Origin of the sequence: Methanohalobium evestigatum Z-7303, from assembly GCF_000196655.1 — an archaeon.
In the GTDB taxonomy this organism is placed as follows: domain Archaea; phylum Halobacteriota; class Methanosarcinia; order Methanosarcinales; family Methanosarcinaceae; genus Methanohalobium; species Methanohalobium evestigatum.
In genome coordinates this window covers 649,578-672,846 of record NC_014253.1, presented here as the reverse complement: position 1 = coordinate 672,846, position 23,269 = coordinate 649,578, and the positions used below count along the sequence as shown (strand labels likewise).

Genomic DNA, 23,269 nt, shown 5'->3' with positions numbered 1-23,269 from the left:
TTTTTGTTTTTTAATGTTTCTAACAGAAAAAATGTATATAATGTATGTGTATGGTCGGTTCAATGATGCGTTCAGGGTTAATACTTGCAGGTGGTGAAGGAAGCAGACTTGAATATGCGGAAAAGGCTTTGATTCCTTTTGGTAAATATACTCTTATAGAGCATATTATAGATACCCTTGAGAATTCGGTTGATGATGTGATAATTTCTGTAAGAGATGAAATACAGAAACAAAAACTTAAACAGTATGTAGGGAATCGTACTATTGTTACCGACAAGTATAAAGGCGTGGGTCCGCTTGCTGGTATACTGGAAGGTTTCAAGGTGGCAAGAAGTGAATACGTATTTGTAGCTGCCTGTGATATGCCTTTAATCAATACAGACGTAGTGGATTTGCTGTTTGAATATGCAGAGGGTCATGATGCAGCACTACCACAATGGGATGACGGGAATCTTGAGCCTCTTCATGCGGTATATCGGGTATATCCACTGGTTTTTGAAATAGAAAAAACCATCAAACGCAATGACAGGTTTGTACTTGCACCAGTGTATCATCTGGATGATATTGTATATTTGAATATTGAAAAAATCAAAAAACTGGATACAGAACTTGAAACATTTTTAAACATCAACACAATAAACGACCTTGAAAATATGATAAAGCGAAAAACTTGAAGTAATTTATTTTAACATTTTTTCGCATAATATATGGCTATCAACAAACTGGCAGTTAAATAAATAGCTTCAAATCCTGGAGTTTCAACTTCTTCAGGTGAATGATTCTGACTTTCTGATTGTCCGGATTGTGTATCTGCGGGTGATTTCATTGATGATTTGTTGGATGTTTCCTGTTTTTCAAATGTTTTGTATTCAGTATCATTATCATATGTTTTTTTCTGAACGGACGAATTATTTATTGATATGAGATAGTTGTAGGCTTTAAGAGCATCAACACGACCATATCCATATGTGTAATCATAATTTTCTGCACCCATATCCACTGCTGAGTAGTATATAGCTTCGCGGATATCTTGAGCTTTCATCGATGGAAAACTGCTCCATAATAGTGCTGCAACAGCGGCAACATGGGGTGCGGATGCACTTGTGCCATAAAATTTTTTGGAAAAACCTCCTGCGCCTGAAACATTAATACCGTTTACACCCACAACATCGGGTTTGGATATCATCTCATAATCTGGATGATAATGGGTCACAGGACCTTGGGATGAAAAAGGTTCAATATCCGAATCTATACTGATAGCTCCTACAGTAACAACATCCCTTATTGCAGGATGCCCGTAAATAGAATCACTGGTAACAATGTTGTTCGGTAAGATTCGGGAATGAGATCTGGGTTTTTTATCATCTGTGTATATGAATAATTCCAGAATTCTTTTACTGGCTTCAGCATTGTAATTTCTTATACTAATTTCAGCTTCAATTTCTGATTCGGTAGGATTTGTATAATTGATATATTCAAGAGGGTCATCATTTCCATTCTGTGTGTCAATACTTCTGTCAAGAATATCCCTGTTATCAGTTTTAAATAGATATAAATCATAATCGTTTGAAGAAGACCCGAACCTGTCGTTCCATTGTAATACAATGTCAATGCTCTCATTTGGAAGTATTTTCATTTTAAGGGATTTATTATGAAAATTGAAAGCATTCCCTTGATACATCCCCTGGTAATGTTTTTTACCATCGTTGCCAGCAGCAGTAACATATAATATCTCATTGTTTTCTACAACATTTGCTACATGAGATGCAACTACACCGTGTTCAAAATAAGGTTCTCTTTTCCAGCCAATATCATCCACTATAATCCTACAACCAGAGTTTACCAAAGTGTCAACAGCAGAATTAAAATCCAGAATATTGTTCCCTGCACCATGAAAATATAATTCTGCTTCAGGAACCATATCATGGATAATTTCAAGTATTGCGGTTCCTTCTCCTCTTCCACTGGATTCGCTCAATACAACAACATCATCCGGCAAATTTTTTGAATTTTTGGATTCATTCAGCCCATCAACACTGTCGGATATAACTCCTATTTTTATGCCAGAACCGTACTGGTTATACATTTCCCTGACTCTGTCTGTGTTATGTATATTGTCTCCTCTGGTTGTTATAGAACCAGTTTTAACTTCAGGAGGTATTACTTTCCTGATAGCACATACTGTATCCATAGATGCCAGTTTTCTCATATGGTCCAGATTTACCCAGCCAACAATAAGGTTGTTTTTTTCATCTCTGTTGGTAACGTTAGTTATATGGGATTCAATAGTTTTAATATCTACAGATTGTTTAAAATAAATATAGACACAGACATAATTGTTGCTGGAATTGTTTTTTCTCTCCAATAAACTAACAAGCGGAGTGCTGCATTTTTCTTCTATGCAGGTAGTGTTTTCTTTTTTATTTTCAAGGTAGGATATTTGTTTTTCTTTTAGAAAGAAATCCTCATTGGTGTAATCAAGGTTGCTGTTTTTGGATTCATATGTTCCTGATGTAAAGCTTGTAGATAACAAAATCAATAGTAACATCGTAAAAGAAAGTATACAGTGTTTAGCTTTGACCATTTCAACTGATATCCCCCGTATAGGGTTAATATTGTTGTTTTGTAGAAATAGTCCTTTGGAAAATTAATTACTGAACTGGATTGCTGAGCAATGTTAATTAAGGTAGTTAAGTGATCAAATAGCCATTGAAAATTTTAAAGCCTTTGTAATATTTAACGTGGAGGAAAATTAAGCAACGTTTATTATATATATTTATATTCTTATAGTAAGGATTGGTATAGTGAACAATAGGTTCACAATATCCAAATAAACGGGTAGAGGAGCGGTTCATCCAGCCAGCGGATTCAAGCGGGGGCTAATCCGCGGGTTGAGGAGTGGGGGCCATCCAACTACCGTTTTTTAATTTTAGCACTGGGCTATTTTTTAATAACCTTCCTCTACCCGATATAATCTTGATTTAGTTAATACTTTATATAAGTGCCCTAAAACAATATTATATTATTAATTTAATATTATATCATCAATTTACACATAACCAGTTTTGTATCTAATATTTAAATATATTTTTACAAAGTATTGAATGTGGTATTTAACATGGACACTGTTAACTGGATTTAGTTGGTTATTTATTTAAAAATTCTGTATATACATAACCACCTATCCAGTATCCAGCCAGTCCTATGATAAGGGTTCCTGGGACATAAATAAAAGAACTGGTAGAACCAGTAGAAATCAGCCAGAGATTGACTCCTGCAAAATATACGATTAAAAATGTTATAAAACCAAGAATCTGTGATTTTTGTTTTGTAATCATTTGAAAACCTCAAAATATCAGAATTTATAAATGTCACCATTGGATGGGGCATAGGCTTCTACCCCGATTTTATCCACAATCCATCTGGCAAAACCTTCAGAATTGTCACCATGCATTGTTATAACTCTTTCAGTTCCTCTGTCACAGAAATCTTTAACCAGTTGTTTAAGTTCTCTGTCACCACAATGGGCTGAAAAATCATATTGTTCAATTTCTGTCTGTAATTTCTGTCTGATTCCTTTGTTTTCAATGAAACCGTTCTCTATCGCGGACCTGCCGTTTGTACCTTCGACCTGATATCCTGTAAGCATTATTTTTGATTTTGGGTCCTTGTAAACTTTATCAAGATATTGTAACACAGGTCCACCGTTTAACATCCCCGCAGTTGTGACAATAACAGAGGAGTCTCTTGGCAGTTTTTCACGTTTTTTGCCTTTAACGACAGAAGCATCACGGAATGCTTTTTTGAGATGTTTGATATTTTTTATGTAGTCTGGATACTTTTTCATGATACTGTATGCATCAAGACCCATACCATCGACATGGGCATTAATACCGTATGAATCCAGCATCATAAGTATTTCATGGGTTCTACCGATTGCAAATGCAGGAATTATAACACTGCCGCCTATATCAATTGTACTTTTAAGGGATTCTATAAATTCTGATTCCAGTTTTTTTCGAGGTGTGTGATCTTCTCCAAAATATGTGCTTTCGATTATAAGAGTATCTGCGTCCGGGAATACATCAGCACCGTATAAAAGCCTTGTATCTATAGTGTTGACATCTCCTGTATAACATATGCTTTCACCTTCTTTTGTTTCAATATAAACAGATGAAGAACCGGGAATATGACCTGCATCGTAGAAATGGACTTTATATCCGTTTGTTGAAAATTCCATCCCAGTGTCCACTTTATTTGTTCTGTTCATGAAATATTTTAAATCTTCCAAGTTATAGGCTGGCGGTATGTTTTCATTTTCCGCGATTTTTAAAGTATCCTCTGCAAGCATTTCTGTAAAATCTGCAGTGGGAGGTGTCATAAAAATTTCTGAATTATCATGTATCAGATTCGTAAGAGCTCCACAATGGTCCAGATGTCCATGTGTGACAAGCACCGATTTTGGATGCAGGTTGTTTAGAGGATACTGTGCAATTTCACCCGGTTTCATTCCGTAATCGATTAAGATCTCATCATTAAGATAGACTGAAGAACGTCCCACTTCTCTACATCCGCCTCTAAAATCCAGTTTCAATTTTTAACCCTCTTTAATTTAGGCTACATATTCCTGCCAGTTTTTGATTTTTTTGACAGAAAGGTTGGTCTGTTTTGATAATTCTACTGCATCAGCATTTGCCAGTTCTTCTACACTGGATACCCCTGCATTTTCCAGTTTCTCAGCAGTCACTTTGCCTATGCCGTTAATTTCTGTTATGGATTTTGGAGTCGTATCTTTTTGTTTGTTTTTGTTGTTTTCCTGTTCTTTTTGCCACTCTATAAAATTACAATGCGGGCAACCAAGGTTCCAGGGACGTTTTCCCGGTATGTTGACCCTTATGTGATTGATTCCGTGGTCTTCACATACTTTATCCGTTACAATAATCTGACCACTTTTTGGAAGTGGTAGTGAGAATGTACAATCCGGATAACCATCACAGCCTATAAAACGTGAACCTCTTTTAGAGCGCCTGACCATCAATCTGGATTCGCATTCAGGGCAGGTACCTATAACTTTGTCTTCTCTGAGTCCATTTCTTAGTGATTGGGTTATATTATCTCTGTTACTTTCAAGTTCTGAAAACATGGATTTTAACATATCCCTTGATTCTTTTAATACCTCATCTTCTTTGATTTTTCCTTCTGATATTTTTTCCATGTCTTCTTCCAGTTTACTTGTCATTTCATGTTTGGTTATTGTGGGAGCATAATTTTCAAGAGCATCTATAACAGCAAAAGCAGTTTTTGTGGGCTGGAGAGGATTGCTATGCACATAGGCTCTTGAAAACAATTTGCTGATAATTTCATGTCTTGTAGCTTTTGTTCCAAGACCAAGTTCTTCCATTATTCTGACAAGACGTCCCTGTCCATACCTTCCGGGAGGTTGTGTCTCTTTGTCAGCCACCTTTGAGCTTTTGACAGTCAAAACTTCTCCTTTTTTTAATGGTGGCAATATTTTGTCTTCTGGAGAGTTATAGGGATAAAACCATCTCCATCCCGGACTTATAAGGCGGGCACCTTTTGCTCTGAATTCTTCACTACCAATATCAAACTTGACTTTCATTGTCTCCCATTTTGCAGGATCGGCAAATGTTGCAAAAAACCTTCTTACAACCATCTCGTAGATTTTCCACTCATCTTCATTAAGTTCTGATTTTTTGGCGGCGGATGTAGGGTAAATTGGTGGATGGTCTTGGGTTTCCTTTTTCCCGCGTGTTGGTACAAGGTTGGACTTATTCAGTAGATACTGTGCATACTGTTTGAATTGACCGGATTTGAACATTGCTATTAAATTGCGCAAATCAAGTGAATCGGGATAAACGGTATTATCAGTTCTTGGGTAGGATATATACCCGTTTGTATATAGTGTTTCTGCGATTCTCATTGCATTTGATGCTGTGAATCCGACAGAGTTTGCAGCGCTGATGAATTCGGTTGTATTAAATGGTGATGGAGGTTTATCCTGTTTTGTTGACTTCTCAACAGAGGTAACTTCCGCAGTCTTGCAGTCTTTAAGTTTGTCTACTACCGAATTGACCTGATTTTTATCCCAGAACCTCTGGGTTTTGTGCTGGGTTACAAACTCCTCTCCATTTGAATTTGCAAGGGTGGCATAAACCTCCCAGTATGGGTCAGGTACAAATGCTTCTCTTTCTTTTTCCCTATCCACAATAAGAGCAAGGGTGGGGGACTGAACTCTTCCTACAGACAAGAACATTTTTCCAAGTCGCCCTGCAGAGAGTGATATATAACGTGTAAGTGAAGCACCCCATACAAGGTCTATAACCTGTCTTGAATGACCGGCATCTGCAAGGTTAAAATCAACATTAACCGGATTTGAAAATGCGTTTTTGATTTCCTTTTCGGTGATAGCACTGTACTTTACCCGGTCGAACTGAATATCCTGATTTACTTTTTTTATTATATCCAGTGCTTCGACACCTATAAGCTCTCCTTCACCATCATAGTCAGTTGCGATTGTGACCTTGCTGGCTTTTTTCCCCAATTTTTTCAGTGCTGCAACAATTTTTACCTGTGTAGGTTTTGTAATAAGTTCTGCATCAATCAAATCTTCTGCATTTACCTTTTGCCAGTTGTTATATTCTTTTGGAAAATCAAGCTCAACAATATGCCCACTCAACCCCATGACAATTTTATCATCTTCATTGTCTTCATATTCGTATGTGTCAACCCCACTTACACGTACTTTTTTGGGTTTCTTTGGTGCAAGGATTGCTGCTATTCGCTTTGCTGCAATATGTTTCTCTGCTATTATGAGATGCATCGACAATCCCGAGTTAAATTTTTTGTTATGTGTATAATAATTTTCTATGTTCTATTTATTAGTTGTAGCTTTAATTGATTCTATTTAAGTTTTGCCTAACCAAAATAATTAGATTAATTATAAAAATCCAAATGCTATATCCACAGCTTCTTCAGGATTGTCTGCTCTGTAAGTTCCTTTAATATCCCACTGGCTTTCCAGTACAACTACCTTTTTTCCCATTTTAAGCGACATGGCAATTTCAGAAAGGGTTCCGTATCCTCCGGAAACAGCTATTAATACATCAGATGACCTTGCAATAAGAGCATTCCTTGCTTCTCCCAGATCACTTACAACTGCAATATCTATGTAGGGGTTTGCTTCATCTCGTTTTTTACCGGGAAGAATTCCCAGCGTTGTACCGTTTTCCTCTTTTGCACCTTTGGACGCAGCTTCCATAACTCCGCCCAGTGCACCGCATATTAATATCCCATTTCTTCTTGCTATACATTTCCCTACATTTTCAGCAAGTGCAAGGATTCTTGCATCACAATCACCAGCACCTATAACTCCAATCTGTGCCCTGTTCATAATTTTTATCTCCTTATCTATTTAATTTAAAATTACATATAGCGATAAAAATTTTAGGTATTTTCTCTATTAAATGAAATTTTCAGCTGAATTTTTACCCGTTTAATCGTTATGGTTGGAATGGATTAAAATGTACACTTGCAGACTTTCCCAAGGGTCTGCCAGATGTAGTGGATATGATAATAAGTAAAAATAGTTCATATCTTTCTTTCTCTGTAATGTTAGTTAAGTTTGAACGATTTATAATAGTTGAACAAAATCCATATAAACAGAACCAAAACAATTAATTAAGTAATCTACAATTTATTATTTAAAGCATAACTTTATGTGTACAAGTTCACTAAACTCTGTACCTAAATCTACACCATTTCAAAAAATCAGGGTTTTCAGGAATGAGAAAAGTATCCCAGCAGTGTAAATTGAAATTGTTGTCCCTTTTTAATTTATTACACAAAAATAATAATTATAAGCCACACAGGTGATTTTATCAAAACGATTGTTCAGGTTGCCCTTGATTTACTGGAAATCGACCGTGCAGTACAGATAGCAAAGGAAGCATTAGAAGGCGGTGTGGACTGGATAGAAGTAGGAACCCCTCTTATCAAAAGTGAAGGTATGTCTGCAATCCGTAGAATCAGAAAAGAGTTTCCCGGTTATACAGTTCTTGCAGATATGAAAACAATAGACACCGGTTCAATAGAGGTTGAAATGGCGGCAAAATCAGGTGCAGATATAGTGATGATTCTCGGGGGTTCTGATAATTCGACAATAGATGATTCCGTACGGTCTGCACACCAATATGGAGTTAAACTGATGGCTGATTTAATGTCGGTAAACGACCCGGTAGAAAGAGCAATTCAGCTGGAAAAGATGGGTATCGATTATATAAATGTCCATGTCGGTATCGACCAGCAGATGCAGGGATACGACCCGATATACCTTCTTAAAGACGTAGTTGATGCTGTAAACGTACCGGTTGCAGTTGCTGGAGGAATTGATGAGCAAAGATCTTCAGAAATTGTGAACACAGGGGCTGACATTGTTATAGTGGGCGGAAACATAACCCGTTCTGACAATGTTTCCAGAGCGGCAAAAACGATACGCAGTAGTGTTGATTCCCCTTCAAAATTTCAGGTTTCAAAACAATCGCTTGATGATGAAATCTATGAACTCCTTACAAGCACCTCTACTCCTAACATATCTGATGCCATGCATCGAAAGGGAGCGATGCGAAAAATAATACCTCTTGTACAGGATACAAAAATGGTTGGGAAGGCGGTAACTGTACAGACGTTTGAAGGTGACTGGGCAAAACCGGTTCAGGCAATAGATATTGCAAAACCCGGTGATGTGATTGTAATATACAATAGTAGTAAGGATATAGCTTGCTGGGGCGGTCTTGCGACATTTAGTTGTCTGAATAAAGGTATTGCAGGTGTCGTTGTTGATGGAGCAGTAAGAGATGTGGATGATATAACAAATATAGGTTTACCGATTTTTGCGGGTAATACAGTACCAAATGCAGGTGACCCCAAAGGTTTTGGTGAAATTAATTCTGAAATCACATGTGGAAGTCAAAATGTAAGACCCGGTGATTATATAGTCGGAGATAATAATGGTGTGGTGGTAGTCCCAAAAGAACGCGCCTATGAAATCGCCCGCCGATCAAAAGAAATAGAAAAGGGAGAACAGCGTTTATATGATGAAGTGAAGCGGGGCAGAACATTATCAGATATAGCACAACTCAACAAATGGGAGAAGCAGTAATATGATAGGTTTGTTGAAAATCTTTTTTTTCCTGCCTTTCCTTCTTTATTCGTGTTATTCAGACCTTAAAACACGCAGAGTACCCAATAAACTCTGGTCTTTTATGCTTGTTCCCGGTATGATATTTGTAATATACGACCTTATAAACTATGGGTTCGCACATCTTGTACACCTGTTAATATCATTTGTTTTTATTTTTGGTTTTGTGTACGTCCTTTTTTCTTTTAATGCATTTGGTGGTGCAGACGCAAAATTAATGATTATCATATCTATTATAATACCGGCATTTCCTGAAATTGATATGTTTGGTTATACACTACCATTAAACCCTGTACCTCCAATAAATCTGTTTGCGTTTAGTGTTTTTGCAAATGCAGTAATCCTTACAATAATAGTTCCAGTAGGATTGTTTATCTATAATCTTATAAAAGAGCCCTTAAGTGAAGTTTTTAATAAACCGTGGTATATGTTTTTGGGATACAAAACATCAGTATATGAATCAATTCCGGACCACATCAGATTGCTGGAAGAATATGAAGAGACTAATGAGGGTATCAGGGCAGGTTTTTCAAGAAGCGGAAAAAAGATTGATTCTGAAACAATAGAAGAACTGAGAAATTATGCTGATAAAAATTTAATCAGCAAACGTATCTGGGTAACACCGGGGTTGCCGTTTATGATACCTATTACGGTCGGTTTTTTAACAACAGTAGTCTACGGGGACCTGATATTTTATCTAACTTCAAATTATATAGTACCGTTCATTTAATTCAGGGTAATCTTTAATGCTGACCAGTACATATTATTTATAGGGGTGTTATTAGAACATGTCAGATGAAGAGCAGTCACAGAATGAAAATAAAGAAACACAGGGTAAGAAAAAAAGAAAAGAAGTATATGTAGAACCTATTCATGTCGGCGATGAACGTGGTAATTACAGACGACATCTGCTTGATACATGTGAATAATTAATTTGTTTTTTTAATTTGGTGTCTGGTATTATACCGTTTCCTATTTTTCTATTTCAATAGTTAAATATATAACAAATCACAAATAACCAACTACTGTAAGGTTACAGGGGGGTTTGTGTTTTGAAAGCGTTAATAATAAGTGCAGATGGTTTTGAAGACCTCGAGTTATTCTATCCACTCAATCGCCTTAAAGAAGAAGGAGTTGATGTTAAAATAGCATCGATGGAAAAGGGAACCATAACAGGCAAACATGGCTATCCTGCAGATGTCGACCTGACTTTTGATGAAATAAATCCAGATGACTTTGATATGCTTGTTATATCGGGTGGTAAAGCACCGGAAAAAGTTCGTCTTGATGAAAAAGCGATTAAGATTACAAAACATTTCTTTGATAAAAATAAACCTGTGGCATCAATCTGTCATGGAGCACAGATTCTGATATCTGCGGGAGTGGTTAAAGGACGTAAAGCTACATGCTACATCGGGGTAAGGGATGACCTGAAAGTATCCGGTGCAAATTATGAAGATAAAGAAGTGGTTGTTGATGGAAATCTTATAACATCAAGAAATCCCAATGACCTTTATGCGTTTGGTCGGGAAATTGTAAAAATGATTAGTAAATAATGGACATCTGCTCAAGTTAATTTTTATTTTTTAATTTCTTATCTGTATTAATTGAGATACATTAATCACTGGTTTAAAAATGACCTACTTCTATCATGTTTTATAACGAAAGGGGACAATTACTTATACCTTGAATATCTTACTATAGTATTAACGAGCGGGTAAAAGACTTTTTTTCAACCACACTCCCCCACAACAAACCCCACTCCCCAACCCGCTCGTCCCTACTTTTTCTTTAAAAATTACTCATTTTCAGTGTTTTTATATTCTCGAATTTCTCTTACTCTGCGGAGTACTATTTCAAGCAGGAATAGACCCAACGCGGTAAGTATAAAGTACATTTTCAAATCAAATGGAGTCTGGACGGTTTTTGTGGCACTTTCTTTTGCATCATCAAGTAGCAGTGCACGTGCCTCCTGTTCTGTATACATTTTTCCGCCGTGTGACTTGATTAATGTGGGTAAGTTTTCGTTAAACCCGACATCACGATATTCCAGAGCATAATTTACAGCAATAGGATATCCGGAAATGTCGTGCATACCTATTTTATCAACGGTTATAGACCCTTTATATGTATTTTCACCAGTTATGGAAAGTTCTATATTATCATCTCTATCATCCAGTTGTAGAGAAGGTAATCCTCCCTCATCATACCTTGTTAATGAAAGTTCAATAGGTGTTCCTGACCATCCATCAGGAGCGTTAAGAACGATTCCTTCTTCAGCACGTGGGTTTCCGATAGCCCAGTTAACCAACTTGGATGTAAGTTTGGAGTTGTTACCGGAATACATCTGTGAAGCCCATCGATTTCCACTTCCATAACCATTATCAGTGGTATAGGACACAACTCTACCGAGTCCGAACCTCCATGATGTGACTATTGGTTTACCGTTTGTGGTGATTACAAGCCTTTGTGCACCTGCTTTTGGAGTTACATCATTATAACCAGATACATTGCCGGTGATGTTTATATCTCTGGTTATAAAATGGTTGGAATTGTATTCAATAACTGGGAAAGGACCAGAATCGGAAATATCTTCGTCATCTGGAATATCAGAATCCTCAAAAACAAGGTTGGCACGCTGACCGCGTTGAATCTGGAAATAAGTATCAGTTGACCCTTCTATTTCCTGTATAAACCTTTTGGCGTAAAGATTACCTCTATTATCATAACGTCCTTCTATTGACGGGTCGCTTGGTTCAATGTTTACAAAATAGAAATTGACTCCTTTCTTTTTCATATCATCTGCGATATCAAGGCTTTTCTGATAGGATGAACCAATGGCACCATCTGATATAACAATCACTTCCAGTTTACCGGTTTCACCCTGAAGCCATTCCTGTGAAACACTTAATCCCAAATTCAGTGAAGTATCGGTTTCTGTTTTAAGATTCCGTATTTTATTTTCAAGACGTTCTCGGTTTGATGGGATACCCAGATACACAAGTCCATTTGATACATCTTCCCCTTCAGTACCAAAAGCGATAACTCCAAGATTAGCATCTTTCAGGTTCTCGTTCTGAATGAGGTTAACAGCATTTCCCAGAATATCACTCTGAGTACCGTGGGCAGCAGTGCTCTGGGATACATCCAGAACCAGTACAATATTTCTCCCCCCAGTCCACTTTGTTGGTTTTGAAATCACAGGAAGGAGTTCTTCAAAAGTTGAATTGAGGTATCCTCCGAAACTATAGGATTGGTCACCACCAACAACAACAAGCCCATTTCCGTCTGTGACATAGTTGTTAAGTTTTTCTACCTCATTTTGTGAAAGTGTATTTATGTGCTGGTTATCAAGAATGACCGCCTTTTTGTTGTCAATATTTGTAAAATTGTTGCTGGTTGTAACATCATACAGGTTGTACAATATTCTGGAAAGCGGTGAATCTATATTGTTGGCAGTTAACTGGATATTAGGTTTCGGGATTACATATACGGATTTATAAAATCTGTTGTTGATGCTGTCAATATCCTCTCTATGAGGTGTTATAACAGCTCTCAGATTGTTTGCACCGAGTGATTCAAAAGTATTTTTGACATCTATTGTTTTTTCACGTTCTGATTGGGTGAAAGTACCGCTTCGTATCAGTGAACCATTGGCATAGACTTCAAGGTCGTAGTTTATAGTTTCATCCTTTGCCTGTGAAACAATCACTTTAAACTGATTTTCATTGTTTAAAACAACTGTTTTATCCCCTTTCATCTGAACACTCAAATCGTTTGTCTCAAGTTCAGGTTGAACAGCATATACATTTGTTTCGGTGTTATCGGCAAATTCCAGTGCACTTTTCAGACTTTCACCGTTATTGTTGTTTCCATCGGTAACAATAACAATCTGGTTGTCTCCGCCGGAGTTTTGTACTATAGCATCTCCAAGATTTGTTTTTTCATCGGTAAGACGTACCATTGATGTGGGAGTTTTTGAAGCCATTGATTCATATATTCGTTCTCCTGTACCACCTTCAAACAACTCCATGCTCGATGTTTCGTCAGAGATAACAACAAGGTTGGGGTTTTCATTGGTTCTGGTTTCGCTGACCATAATATATGGAGAAGCCAGTGCAAGAATAAGCAGGGAAATAATAATTACTCTGGATTCTATAATTCGTGTATTTGTTCCTTTATGGATAAGATACAATGCTGCAATTATTAAAGGAACTATAAGCAGGATAATTTCAGGATGTTCAAAAGATAGGGGTATAAAAGGGAGGGATACCATCAGAGTTCACCCCGTTTTTTAATAATATATATTTCTGTTATTATCAGCAAAAGAGCGGCTGCAATCAGGTAAATATCAAGGTCGTTTTCTGCAGTATAGGTTTCAGACCTTACAATTTCAGGTTCTCCGTTTTTAGATGCACGTTCTATAACACCTGAACCATCAATAGTTGTGTCTGATTCTCTATCATCAAAAAGGTTGGAAGCTATAGTTTTACCGGCTACCTTATAAACTCCGGCTTCATCGTACAGTACACGTTCTGTTGTCTGATTTCCAGTAGGAGTTTGTATTGTCTGTCTTTGTGAAAGTGATGTCATAGTGCCAGTCTCAATGTTGTAGTCAACTACATCTCCAGCTCCACCGAGCCATCCGATTAATTTAACCCAGAATACAGGATACTCTGGAAGATTGTGGAAATTGCTCCATGCATTTTCTCCGAGTTTATCGTTAAGCCCCAGATAAACAACAGTCCCCTCACCAGATGTCCAGTAAGTTAGCATGGGGATGTTGTTTTCAGTAGATATAAGTGTGGTAGAACCGCTTCTTGGAGTTGAGTTCAGATATTTATATACCGCAATTTCGTCCAGTTTAAGGTCGTTTGTAAGCTGGGTGGATTGTACATCTTTTAATGTTACACCATCAGAAGCCTCTGTGATACCAAGGGTTTTGACAGGGAGAAGTTGCAACAGGCTTATTTTTGCGTTTTCTGGAGCCAGTTGTTCTCCTGCAATAAATACCATTTCACCGCCATTGTTTGTATATGTTTCAAGTCTTGATATTTCGTCATCATTGAATGACCGCTCGTTATTGGACAATACAACTACATCATAATTATTTATCTGTGTTGGGATATTCTCAGAAACAGAAACCTGTACATTTGGTATAAGTGAAAGAGCAGTTTCTGAAGGCGTATTATCTTTATCTGTAACCAGCAAAACGTCATTGTCTGAAAAACTCGGAACAGATACATATGCGGTGTTATCCACCATTAAACTGTCCTGTCCCTCTATCTGTATTTTTGTGATTCCTCTTTTTAGGTTGCTTACTTTGAATTGCTTTGTAGAACCTGCATTTATATTAAATTGTAAAGTTTTTGTGATTTGGCCGTTGTTTCTTACTGCGATGTCAACGTTTTTGGAAACATCATTGTAATTTTTGACAATGGAACTATACGAATAGGAATTGCCTTCGGTTTCCACATTACCATGAATTATTCCCACATTGTCAGTGGGTTCACCCACCCTGACGAAATCCACATTTAATCCATAGGATTCAGCAAGTTTTTTCGCAGATACCGGGTCCTGCCCCTGCCAGTGTGTAAAATCTGAGATTACTACGATTCTTCCACCTTGATTTGAAAGTATTCTCATCCCGCTGGATATAGCACTTGAAAGGTCAGCAACAGTAGCCTTTGGGTTAAGTTTATCTAACAAATTTCTGGCATCTGATGCACCAGCGTTTTCCAGAGCAGTAACAGGTACATTTTCAGCAAGTATAACCGTATTTTCCTGACTTATATAGCTCTTTGCTTTGGAAATAGCATCATCAAATCTTCCGTCTGTCTGCATACTTGCTGATGAATCAATGACAATTACTGTATGTTCACTACTTAATGGTTCTTCAGAGGTGTAAAAAGGACCTGCAGATGCAACTGAAAGAAATATCAGGACAAATAACTGGATTAAAAATAATGGGTCTTTTATAATTCTGGTGATTGATGAATATATTTTCTTTTTCTCTTTTTCAACCTTCATCAAAAACATCAATGAGGGTATTCTCGCTACTCTTGGTTTTGGTCTTAGAAGATATAATATAATCAGAGGTATTACACTTAGCAGTGATGCAAGAGCGAACAAATTATCAAAAGGAATTACCACCGCCTCCTGCTGATTGTATAGAAGAAAGCGTCAAATATTGGGGTATCGGTATCAAAGGTATAAAAATCAGCACCTGTATGGTCACATATTTCCCGGATACTGTTGGTATGATTTTCAAGTTGTTTTTTATACTCATTTTTAAAGTTTTTACTGATATAGGTTTTCAATTCAGATTCTGTTTCCAGGTCTATCAATTTGCTATTTCCGTAGACAGGTAGGTCAATTTCGGTATTATCAAGAACCTGTACAAGGATAAGGTCATGGTATGAAAAACGGTATATTGCAGATTCTATTGATTCGGGGTTATCAAGGAAATCGGAGATAATTACTACCAGTGAGCGGGAACTTATGGCGGGTGTATATTGTATCATACTTTCCCTTATCGATGTCTGACCACCGAGTTCAGTTTCACTCAATCTGTCAATAGTTCTGATTAAATATTCTCTCCCTCTTTTGGGTTTTGCTATATCCACATTTTCAGAAAACGTTGAAATCGCAAATTTGTCGTTGTCCTTTGTAACAAGATACGCAAATCCTGCGGCTATCATAGCACCATATTCGAATTTTGAAGTATTGTTGTTGCCCCTGTAATCCATGCTTTTGCTGGAATCAAGGAGTATGTGTGTGGTAAGTGATTTTTCCTCCTCATACTGTCGTACATAAAGTTTTTCTGTTCTGGCATAAACGTTCCAGTCAATAGATCTTATTTCATCACCTGGATAGTACGGCCTGTATCCAACAGTATCAATACCACGTCCGCTGTGTATAGAACGACGGTTTCCTGCGTAAGCTGTTGATACCCTTTTTTTTACCATGAAGGTAAATCGGTCAAGCTGTCTGAAAAAATCAATGTCTATCGAATGTTTTTTTTCATTCATTTCAAGATCTTGTATTTTACTTGTGAAATATGTAACTTTATTTTACGTTTTCCAGTATCTTTTTTATTACCTGGTCTTTTGATACACCCCGTCTTTCAGATTCGAACGTAAGAATTATTCTATGGCGCAGAATTGGATAAGCCATAGTTTCTATATCTTCATGGCTTACGTAATTTCTTCCATGAATCAAAGCACGGGCTTTTGAAGCCAGTATCAAACCAATGGATGCTCTTGGAGAAGCACCATATTCAATATGTTCGCCCCATTGACGGGTTGTCATCACAATTTTGATAACCCTCGTTTTCAATTCTTCCGAGATAGGGACTTCTCTGCTCAATTTCTGTAGTTCAAGCAGGGTGTTTTTATCTATAATCCTGTTAACTTGTGGAGTTTCAGCAGTAGTGTACCTGTTAACAATATTGAGTTCATCATCAAATGTTGGGTAATCAACCAGAATTTTAAACATGAATCTGTCCAGTTGAGCTTCAGGAAGTGGATATGTACCCTCCATTTCGATAGGGTTCTGGGTAGCAAGTACAAAAAACGGTCTGTCCAGTTTGTATGTATCATTTCCCACTGTGACCTGTTTTTCCTGCATGGATTCAAGAAGAGCGGATTGTGTTTTTGGTGATGCACGGTTAACCTCGTCTGCAAGGACAATATTTGCAAAAACTGGACCCTGTTCAAATTTGAACATTTTCTTTCCGTCACTTTCTTCTATTATGTGGGTACCGGTGATATCGGCAGGCATAAGGTCAGGTGTACACTGTATTCTGCTAAAATCCAGTTCAGTAATTTTTGCTATTGTTGAAATGGTAAGTGTTTTACCAAGCCCGGGATTACTTTCAACCAGTGCGTGCCCATCGCAAAGTATGGCTATAATTATTTGTTCTACTGTGTTTTTCTGTCCTACTATGACTTTGCCGATTTCATCAAAGATGTTTTGGAAAGTCTCACCGATATTCTGATAAGTTTGGGTTAGATTGTTTTTATTAGATGCAGTGGGACACATCGATAATCTCCGTTTTATTTAGATATCATAAAATTATGTATCTATACTTATTATTTTTTTGCCATTTCTTCAAAATATTGTTTAATTACACCCTGATATCCTTCAGGTAAATTTTCATAGTATGCTTTGGATGAAATAACGTTTATATCATAGGCGGATGAGGGTTCAAAGGGTTGGTTATCATTTCCTTCCTGCCGATTTGTAAATCCCTTGCCTGAACCGGGAGGTAATTTCAAATCGATTTTTTCACCTTCTACTACTACTATTGACGTTTCTCCCTGAACGTTTTCCTGATTTTTGTCATCGTTTTCTTGATTGTCTGTGACTGGAAGCTCATCTGATGTCCCATCATCTTCGGGAGTAAAAATATCTCTGCTCATGTCAACAGGTTTGATATCTGTATTATAGTCATAGATTGTTATAACTGAAAATAGTGAAACGGCAACTAAAACTGCTATAATACTGGAAGCAAATCTTTTTCTATTTAGTAAATCCAAAGGTTTAACATTTTTTGCGTATCCTATTACTGAATTAATTAGGTCATTTACGATTATATTGCTGGTGTTACGATTGTCATAAGCAGTTCTTAGACGTTCACTCAGTTGCGGATATTTGGATTCTATTATCTGTATAGCATTTGTTTTATCGCTATATTTGTGAATGATTAAAGAGAGTATCAGAGCTATGGTCAGTGATATGACAATCAATCCGATTGTTTCAAATAATATAGAAAAACCAGCAAAATGAAATTGTCTTCCTGTGTAGAGTTCAAAGCTTTTGATGCTGGAAAAAATCGTGTCTATGTTAAAAATCACAAATATTGTGTATAAAAATACAGAAATAGCTATAAAATCCAGTAATCTGTAAAGGCGTCTAAACCATTTTAATCTTGATTCATGTTTTTCTACAAAATGTTCAATGTTAAAATTCCCTTCCGCCATGAATAAATCCTTTATCTGTTTAGAATGTTTATAATGTATTACAGATTTAATTGTCTTTTGGGTATGAACCAAGGTTTTTCAACATTTTTACTTTTCTACCAAGGTTATCCAGTGCGCTTTTTATGGTTTCGTCTTGGATGCTGCCTTCAAAATCTATATAGAATAGATAATCACCAAGTGCTTTTTTGGAAGGTCGGGATTCGATTTTTGTTAAGTTTATTTCTTTTTTGGCAAATTCTTCAAGGATTTCATACAGCGCGCCTGGACGGTTCTGGTCCAGATAAACTATAATGGATGTTTTGTAAAGATGTTCTGTTGGAATTGATTTAATATTGGATGTTTTATATTTTGATTTTATGACAAGAAATCGGGTATAATTTTCATTATGGTCTTGTATATTAGGTATTAGTATTTTTAATCCATACATTTCTGCAGAACTGCGAGATGCTATTGCCGCCATTTCATCAAATTCAGTTGCAAGCGTTGCAGCATGGGATGTACTTCCGGTGGTTCTAAGTTCAGTATTTTTAAAATGCGTTTTTAAAAAATTTCGGCATTGTGCAAGTGCTTGAGGATGGGATAGTATTATTTTTATGTCTGACAAGCTACCTTTTGATAAAAGACAGTGTTCAATGGGTACTACTATTTCACTTGTGATTGTTATTTCATTTTCAAATAACTGGTCGAGGGTGATACCTACCGAACCTTCGATTGAATTTTCTACCGGTACAACGCCATAATCAACTGTTTTGTTTACCACCGCTGAAAAAGTATCTGTTATATCTTCGTAATAATTGAATACAGGAACATCAGTATGTTCCATTTTTTTTGCCCATTTTTTTGCTGCTTTTTCAGAATATGACCCAGCAGGACCCAATACACCGACAATCATGGTTTTTAATTGGCAGTATAATTAAAATAACTTATGATTTTGTAAAATACTTTGGTTTTAGTTTTTAATGTAACTATCCTTAGTAATTGCTATTAGGTATTGATTTTAGAATTATTATTTCCTAACATAATATATCCTTACCTGTTTTAATATTTATTTGTATAAAAGTCACTCAAAAAAAAATATTTTTTAATGTATTTCAAAAGAGGGGGTATAGAATTGAAAATTAAATTACAAACAGGTTTTTGCATAGTTATTGCTTTATTGATGATGCTATCGTTAGTTTCATCGGTATCAGCAATAACTGTAGATGGTAATAAAACATCTGGGGAGTGGAATGAAAACTGGGCATTTGGTCAAACGAATAATGCTACAGCTGCCTCAGAATATGATATAAACAATCTGGGAGATAGATTAGAGATTATGCAGGGTACACTTCAAGCGGATACTGGAGATTATAATGCAGTAGACCCAAAGAATGATTCAGGGTCTAGTTATGATGAGTCAATGGCTTTGAATGGAAATTCTAGTGGTTCGGATTTATACAAAGTTTACGGGCATTATAATCAATCAACGGATACCTTGTATGGTATGACAGAAGTTTATGGTATTCCTGGGGACCATGATGGTAATGGAGATGTAACTACAGAGTCGTCAGCAGGAGATTCAGGTGGAGATGTTGGACCAGCAGGATTCGGTTTGAGCACTCAAGAGTCATGGAGTATCGCATTTTATCAAGCAAAAAACGGTGTTTATCAGGACTACTCTCTGATACAGATAAGCGATAATGATTGGAATATAATAGATACTGATGTGGGACTGGATTATAATAATGTATCATCAAAGTTCTCCTATCAGAATTTCCGTCAAATAGGAGATGATACACTACCCAAATCAGTTTATGAAGTCAAAGTTGAAAACTTTAGTAAATTTTACGATGTAAATCCAGGCTCAAAACTTGCGATACAGGTTGGAGCAGGTTCAAGCGGTGACCCGGAGGTCGGTGAAGACTCAGGTGTAGTATTCTTTGAAATTCCAAACCCGCAGATAGATATTGAAAAGTCCACCAATGGAGTGGATGCAGATAATGTCATAGGTCCTGAAATACCGATTGGAGATGATGTAAACTGGACTTACAATGTAACCAATACAGGTAACACAAATCTAACCAATATCAGCGTTACTGACAGTGAAGGAGTATCAGTCACATGTCCAACAAATACGTTGGCACCGGGTGAATCTATGATTTGTACAGCTAATGGAACTGCTCAGGAAGGTCAGTATAGTAACATTGGTAATGTTACTGCTAATTTCAGTGATATTATAGTAACCGATGAAGACCCGAGTCACTACTTTGGAGTAAACGCTTCCATAGACATAGAGAAATCCACCAATGGAGATGACGCCGATACACCGACGGGACCCGAAATAGGAGTAGGTGACCCAGTAACCTGGAACTACACCGTAACCAACACCGGTAACGTGAATCTCAGCAGTGTAGAGGTAAGTGACAACCAGACAGCCTTCACCTCATCAATAGGAGAGCTTGCAGTCGGAGAGAGTACCACAGTAACCAATACCAGTACTGCAATGGAAGGCCAGTATGCAAATCTTGGTAATGTTACAGGTCAATACAGCAATAACATCACCATTGATGTAACCGATGAAGACCCGAGTCACTACTTTGGAGTAAACGCTTCCATAGACATAGAGAAATCCACCAATGGAGATGACGCCGATACACCGACGGGACCCGAAATAGGAGTAGGTGACCCAGTAACCTGGAACTACACCGTAACCAACACCGGTAACGTGAATCTCAGCAGTGTAGAGGTAAGTGACAACCAGACAGCCTTCACCTCATCAATAGGAGAGCTTGCAGTCGGAGAGAGTACCACAGTAACCAATACCAGTACTGCAATGGAAGGCCAGTATGCAAATCTTGGTAATGTTACAGGTCAATACAGCAATAACATCACCATTGATGTAACCGATGAAGACCCGAGTCACTACTTTGGAGTAAACGCTTCCATAGACATAGAGAAATCCACCAATGGAGATGACGCCGATACACCGACGGGACCCGAAATAGGAGTAAGGTGACCCCAGTAACCTGGAACTACACCGTAACCAACACCGGTAACGTGAATCTCAGCAGTGTAGAGGTAAGTGACAACCAGACAGCCTTCACCTCATCAATAGGAGAGCTTGCAGTCGGAGAGAGTACCACGGTAACCAATACCAGTACTGCAATGGAAGGCCAGTATGCAAATCTTGGTAATGTTACAGGTCAATACAGCAATAACATCACCATTGATGTAACCGATGAAGACCCGAGTCACTACTTTGGAGTAAACGCTTCCATAGACATAGAGAAATCCACCAATGGAGATGACGCCGATACACCGACGGGACCCGAAATAGGAGTAGGTGACCCAGTAACCTGGAACTACACCGTAACCAACACCGGTAACGTGAATCTCAGCAGTGTAGAGGTAAGTGACAACCAGACAGCCTTCACCTCATCAATAGGAGAGCTTGCAGTCGGAGAGAGTACCACGGTAACCAATACCAGTACTGCAATGGAAGGCCAGTATACAAATCTTGGTAATGTTACAGGTCAATACAGCAATAACATCACCATTGATGTAACCGATGAAGACCCGAGTCACTACTTTGGAGTAAACGCTTCCATAGACATAGAGAAATCCACCAATGGAGATGACGCCGATACACCGACGGGACCCGAAATAGGAGTAGGTGACCCAGTAACCTGGAACTACACCGTAACCAACACCGGTAACGTGAATCTCAGCAGTGTAGAGGTAAGTGACAACCAGACAGCCTTCACCTCATCAATAGGAGAGCTTGCAGTCGGAGAGAGTACCACGGTAACCAATACCAGTACTGCAATGGAAGGCCAGTATGCAAATCTTGGTAATGTTACAGGTCAATACAGCAATAACATCACCATTGATGTAACCGATGAAGACCCGAGTCACTACTTTGGAGTAAACGTTTCCATAGACATAGAGAAGTCCACCAATGGAGATGATGCCGATACACCGACAGGACCTGAAATAGGAGTAGGTGACACAGTAACCTGGAACTACACTGTAACCAACACCGGTAACGTGAATCTCAGTAGTGTAGAGGTAACAGACAATGTAGATGGTGTAAATCCAACCTTTGTAAGTGGAGATACTAACGGAGATGGGTACCTCAATGTAACTGAAACCTGGATTTATAATGCTACTGGAATAGCAGAAGAAGGTCAATATTTCAACATAGGTAATGTAACCGGAGAATATGAAGATACCAATGTAACTGATGAGGATCCAAGCCACTATATTGGAGATGAACAGTTTGAACCGAATCCAGGAATAGACATCGAGAAATCCACCAATGGAGATGATGCCGATACACCGACCGGACCTGAACTAACAGTTGGTGATACAGTTACCTGGACTTATACTGTAAACAACACAGGTAATGTACCAATAGAAAATGTACAGGTAACTGACAGTGTAACAGGTGTAAATCCAGTATATCAGAGTGGAGACACCAACGGTGATGATGTCCTTCAATTGAATGAGACTTGGATTTATGAAGCCACTGGTACAGTAAAAGAAGGACAATATGAAAACGTTGGTGATGTTTCGGGTGATTATGCAGGTCAAACAGTAGTCGATGATGACCCAAGTCATTATATTGGAGAAGTACCGTTTGAACCGAATCTAGGTATAGACATCGAGAAATCAACCAATGGTCAGGATGCCGACACACCCACAGGACCTGAAATAGAAACCGGAAATCAGGTTACATGGACCTACACAGTAACCAACACCGGTAATGTACCGCTTGAAAATGTACAGGTTACAGATAGTGTAACAGGTGTAACACCGGTTTATCAGAGTGGAGATGTAAATGGAGATGGCTACCTCAACCAGACAGAAACTTGGGTCTATGAATATACTGGTACTGCAACAGAAGGTCAGTACGAAAATGTAGGTAGTGTTACAGGTGATTATGAGGACGAAACAGTTTCAGATGAAGATTTGAGTCACTATGAAGGTGTATCCAAAGAAGTACCTACAGCCAGTCCACTAATCACCGCTGGTTTGCTTGGTGCTGTGCTTGTGATGTATCTGAAAAGAAGTAGAAAACAATAAAAGG

Annotated in this window: 18 protein-coding genes; 7 read left to right on the top strand and 11 right to left on the bottom strand. The window is 37.8% G+C overall.

Translation table 11 applies throughout. From position 1 onward, the window contains the following. The first annotated feature begins 50 nt into the window (after positions 1 to 50). The gene (gene mobA, locus METEV_RS03460) at positions 51 to 674 is read left to right on the top strand and encodes a molybdenum cofactor guanylyltransferase (RefSeq protein WP_013194173.1); all 624 of its coding nucleotides are present in this window, start codon (positions 51 to 53) and stop codon (positions 672 to 674) included. Positions 675 to 685: 11 nt separating this feature from the next. Here mobA and METEV_RS03455 read toward each other — a convergent pair whose 3' ends face one another. The 5 genes from METEV_RS03455 to METEV_RS03435 all read right to left on the bottom strand — a co-directional run bounded on the left by METEV_RS03455 (position 686) and on the right by METEV_RS03435 (position 7,411). Then, complete coding sequence (locus tag METEV_RS03455) at positions 686 to 2,584, bottom strand: S8 family peptidase (protein ID WP_013194172.1); 1,899 nt, start codon at positions 2,582 to 2,584, stop codon at positions 686 to 688. A 562-nt stretch (positions 2,585 to 3,146) separates the two neighbouring features. Next, entirely contained in the window at positions 3,147 to 3,338 is a 192-nt protein-coding gene (locus METEV_RS03450; protein ID WP_013194171.1) for a hypothetical protein, read from the bottom strand. A gap of 17 nt (positions 3,339 to 3,355) precedes the next feature. Next, positions 3,356 to 4,594 (bottom strand): MBL fold metallo-hydrolase, encoded by a 1,239-nt coding sequence (locus tag METEV_RS03445; protein WP_013194170.1) that lies wholly within the window; start codon positions 4,592 to 4,594, stop codon positions 3,356 to 3,358. A gap of 18 nt (positions 4,595 to 4,612) precedes the next feature. Then, complete coding sequence (locus METEV_RS03440) at positions 4,613 to 6,841, bottom strand: DNA topoisomerase I (RefSeq protein WP_013194169.1); 2,229 nt, start codon at positions 6,839 to 6,841, stop codon at positions 4,613 to 4,615. A 117-nt stretch (positions 6,842 to 6,958) separates the two neighbouring features. Next, positions 6,959 to 7,411 (bottom strand): TIGR00725 family protein, encoded by a 453-nt coding sequence (locus METEV_RS03435; protein ID WP_013194168.1) that lies wholly within the window; start codon positions 7,409 to 7,411, stop codon positions 6,959 to 6,961. Between the two features lie 441 nt (positions 7,412 to 7,852). Here METEV_RS03435 and hxlA point away from each other — a divergent pair, with 441 nt between their 5' ends. From hxlA to METEV_RS03420, 4 genes are all read left to right on the top strand, one after another. Beyond that, positions 7,853 to 9,178, top strand: coding sequence for a 3-hexulose-6-phosphate synthase (hxlA, locus tag METEV_RS03430; protein ID WP_332258477.1), 1,326 nt, complete (start codon positions 7,853 to 7,855; stop codon positions 9,176 to 9,178). A 1-nt stretch (position 9,179) separates the two neighbouring features. Further along, the gene (locus METEV_RS03425) at positions 9,180 to 9,947 is read left to right on the top strand and encodes an A24 family peptidase C-terminal domain-containing protein (RefSeq protein WP_013194166.1); all 768 of its coding nucleotides are present in this window, start codon (positions 9,180 to 9,182) and stop codon (positions 9,945 to 9,947) included. 58 nt (positions 9,948 to 10,005) lie between these two features. Continuing rightward, complete coding sequence (locus METEV_RS12285; protein WP_013194165.1) at positions 10,006 to 10,146, top strand: hypothetical protein; 141 nt, start codon at positions 10,006 to 10,008, stop codon at positions 10,144 to 10,146. A gap of 123 nt (positions 10,147 to 10,269) precedes the next feature. Further along, the gene (locus tag METEV_RS03420) at positions 10,270 to 10,773 is read left to right on the top strand and encodes a type 1 glutamine amidotransferase domain-containing protein (protein ID WP_013194164.1); all 504 of its coding nucleotides are present in this window, start codon (positions 10,270 to 10,272) and stop codon (positions 10,771 to 10,773) included. A gap of 242 nt (positions 10,774 to 11,015) precedes the next feature. Here the strand turns inward: METEV_RS03420 and METEV_RS03415 are convergent, their stop codons facing one another. From METEV_RS03415 to pheA, 6 genes are read right to left on the bottom strand one after another with little or no spacing between them, the layout of a single operon-like run. Then, positions 11,016 to 13,493 carry a vWA domain-containing protein gene (locus METEV_RS03415; protein WP_013194163.1) on the bottom strand — a complete coding sequence of 826 codons (2,478 nt, stop codon included), beginning with the start codon at positions 13,491 to 13,493 and terminating at the stop codon, positions 11,016 to 11,018. Beyond that, positions 13,493 to 15,370, bottom strand: coding sequence for a vWA domain-containing protein (locus METEV_RS03410; RefSeq protein WP_013194162.1), 1,878 nt, complete (start codon positions 15,368 to 15,370; stop codon positions 13,493 to 13,495). Before METEV_RS03410 ends, METEV_RS03415 begins: the two co-directional genes overlap by 1 nt. Then, positions 15,364 to 16,248: a DUF58 domain-containing protein gene (locus tag METEV_RS03405; RefSeq protein WP_013194161.1), complete on the bottom strand. Its 885-nt coding sequence runs from the start codon at positions 16,246 to 16,248 to the stop codon at positions 15,364 to 15,366. Before METEV_RS03405 ends, METEV_RS03410 begins: the two co-directional genes overlap by 7 nt. A gap of 37 nt (positions 16,249 to 16,285) precedes the next feature. Beyond that, the gene (locus METEV_RS03400; protein WP_013194160.1) at positions 16,286 to 17,260 is read right to left on the bottom strand and encodes an AAA family ATPase; all 975 of its coding nucleotides are present in this window, start codon (positions 17,258 to 17,260) and stop codon (positions 16,286 to 16,288) included. 50 nt (positions 17,261 to 17,310) lie between these two features. Continuing rightward, the gene (locus METEV_RS03395; protein WP_013194159.1) at positions 17,311 to 18,201 is read right to left on the bottom strand and encodes a DUF7502 family protein; all 891 of its coding nucleotides are present in this window, start codon (positions 18,199 to 18,201) and stop codon (positions 17,311 to 17,313) included. 46 nt (positions 18,202 to 18,247) lie between these two features. Next, a complete protein-coding gene (gene pheA, locus METEV_RS03390; RefSeq protein ID WP_013194158.1) occupies positions 18,248 to 19,093 on the bottom strand; it encodes a prephenate dehydratase in 846 nt (281 codons plus the stop codon). A gap of 219 nt (positions 19,094 to 19,312) precedes the next feature. Between pheA and METEV_RS03385 the strand changes: the two genes are divergently transcribed. Further along, positions 19,313 to 21,196, top strand: coding sequence for a COG1470 family protein (locus METEV_RS03385; RefSeq protein WP_049890920.1), 1,884 nt, complete (start codon positions 19,313 to 19,315; stop codon positions 21,194 to 21,196). After that, positions 21,193 to 23,265, top strand: a complete 2,073-nt coding sequence (locus METEV_RS03380) for a DUF7507 domain-containing protein (protein WP_049890919.1) — start codon at positions 21,193 to 21,195, stop codon at positions 23,263 to 23,265. The genes METEV_RS03385 and METEV_RS03380 overlap by 4 nt, the downstream gene beginning before the upstream one ends. Positions 23,266 to 23,269 lie beyond the last annotated feature (4 nt).

Bases quoted from the DNA above. Each gene is read 5' to 3' on its own strand.
- mobA (WP_013194173.1), top strand. From the start codon at position 51: ATGGTCGGTTCAATGATGCGTTCAGGGTTAATACTTGCAGGTGGTGAA.
- METEV_RS03455 (WP_013194172.1), bottom strand. From the start codon at position 2,584: ATGGTCAAAGCTAAACACTGTATACTTTCTTTTACGATGTTACTATTG.
- METEV_RS03450 (WP_013194171.1), bottom strand. From the start codon at position 3,338: ATGATTACAAAACAAAAATCACAGATTCTTGGTTTTATAACATTTTTA.
- METEV_RS03440 (WP_013194169.1), bottom strand. From the start codon at position 6,841: ATGCATCTCATAATAGCAGAGAAACATATTGCAGCAAAGCGAATAGCA.
- METEV_RS03435 (WP_013194168.1), bottom strand. From the start codon at position 7,411: ATGAACAGGGCACAGATTGGAGTTATAGGTGCTGGTGATTGTGATGCA.
- METEV_RS03425 (WP_013194166.1), top strand. From the start codon at position 9,180: ATGATAGGTTTGTTGAAAATCTTTTTTTTCCTGCCTTTCCTTCTTTAT.
- METEV_RS12285 (WP_013194165.1), top strand. From the start codon at position 10,006: ATGTCAGATGAAGAGCAGTCACAGAATGAAAATAAAGAAACACAGGGT.
- METEV_RS03415 (WP_013194163.1), bottom strand. From the start codon at position 13,493: ATGGTATCCCTCCCTTTTATACCCCTATCTTTTGAACATCCTGAAATT.
- METEV_RS03405 (WP_013194161.1), bottom strand. From the start codon at position 16,248: ATGAATGAAAAAAAACATTCGATAGACATTGATTTTTTCAGACAGCTT.
- METEV_RS03400 (WP_013194160.1), bottom strand. From the start codon at position 17,260: ATGTGTCCCACTGCATCTAATAAAAACAATCTAACCCAAACTTATCAG.
- METEV_RS03395 (WP_013194159.1), bottom strand. From the start codon at position 18,201: ATGGCGGAAGGGAATTTTAACATTGAACATTTTGTAGAAAAACATGAA.
- pheA (WP_013194158.1), bottom strand. From the start codon at position 19,093: ATGATTGTCGGTGTATTGGGTCCTGCTGGGTCATATTCTGAAAAAGCA.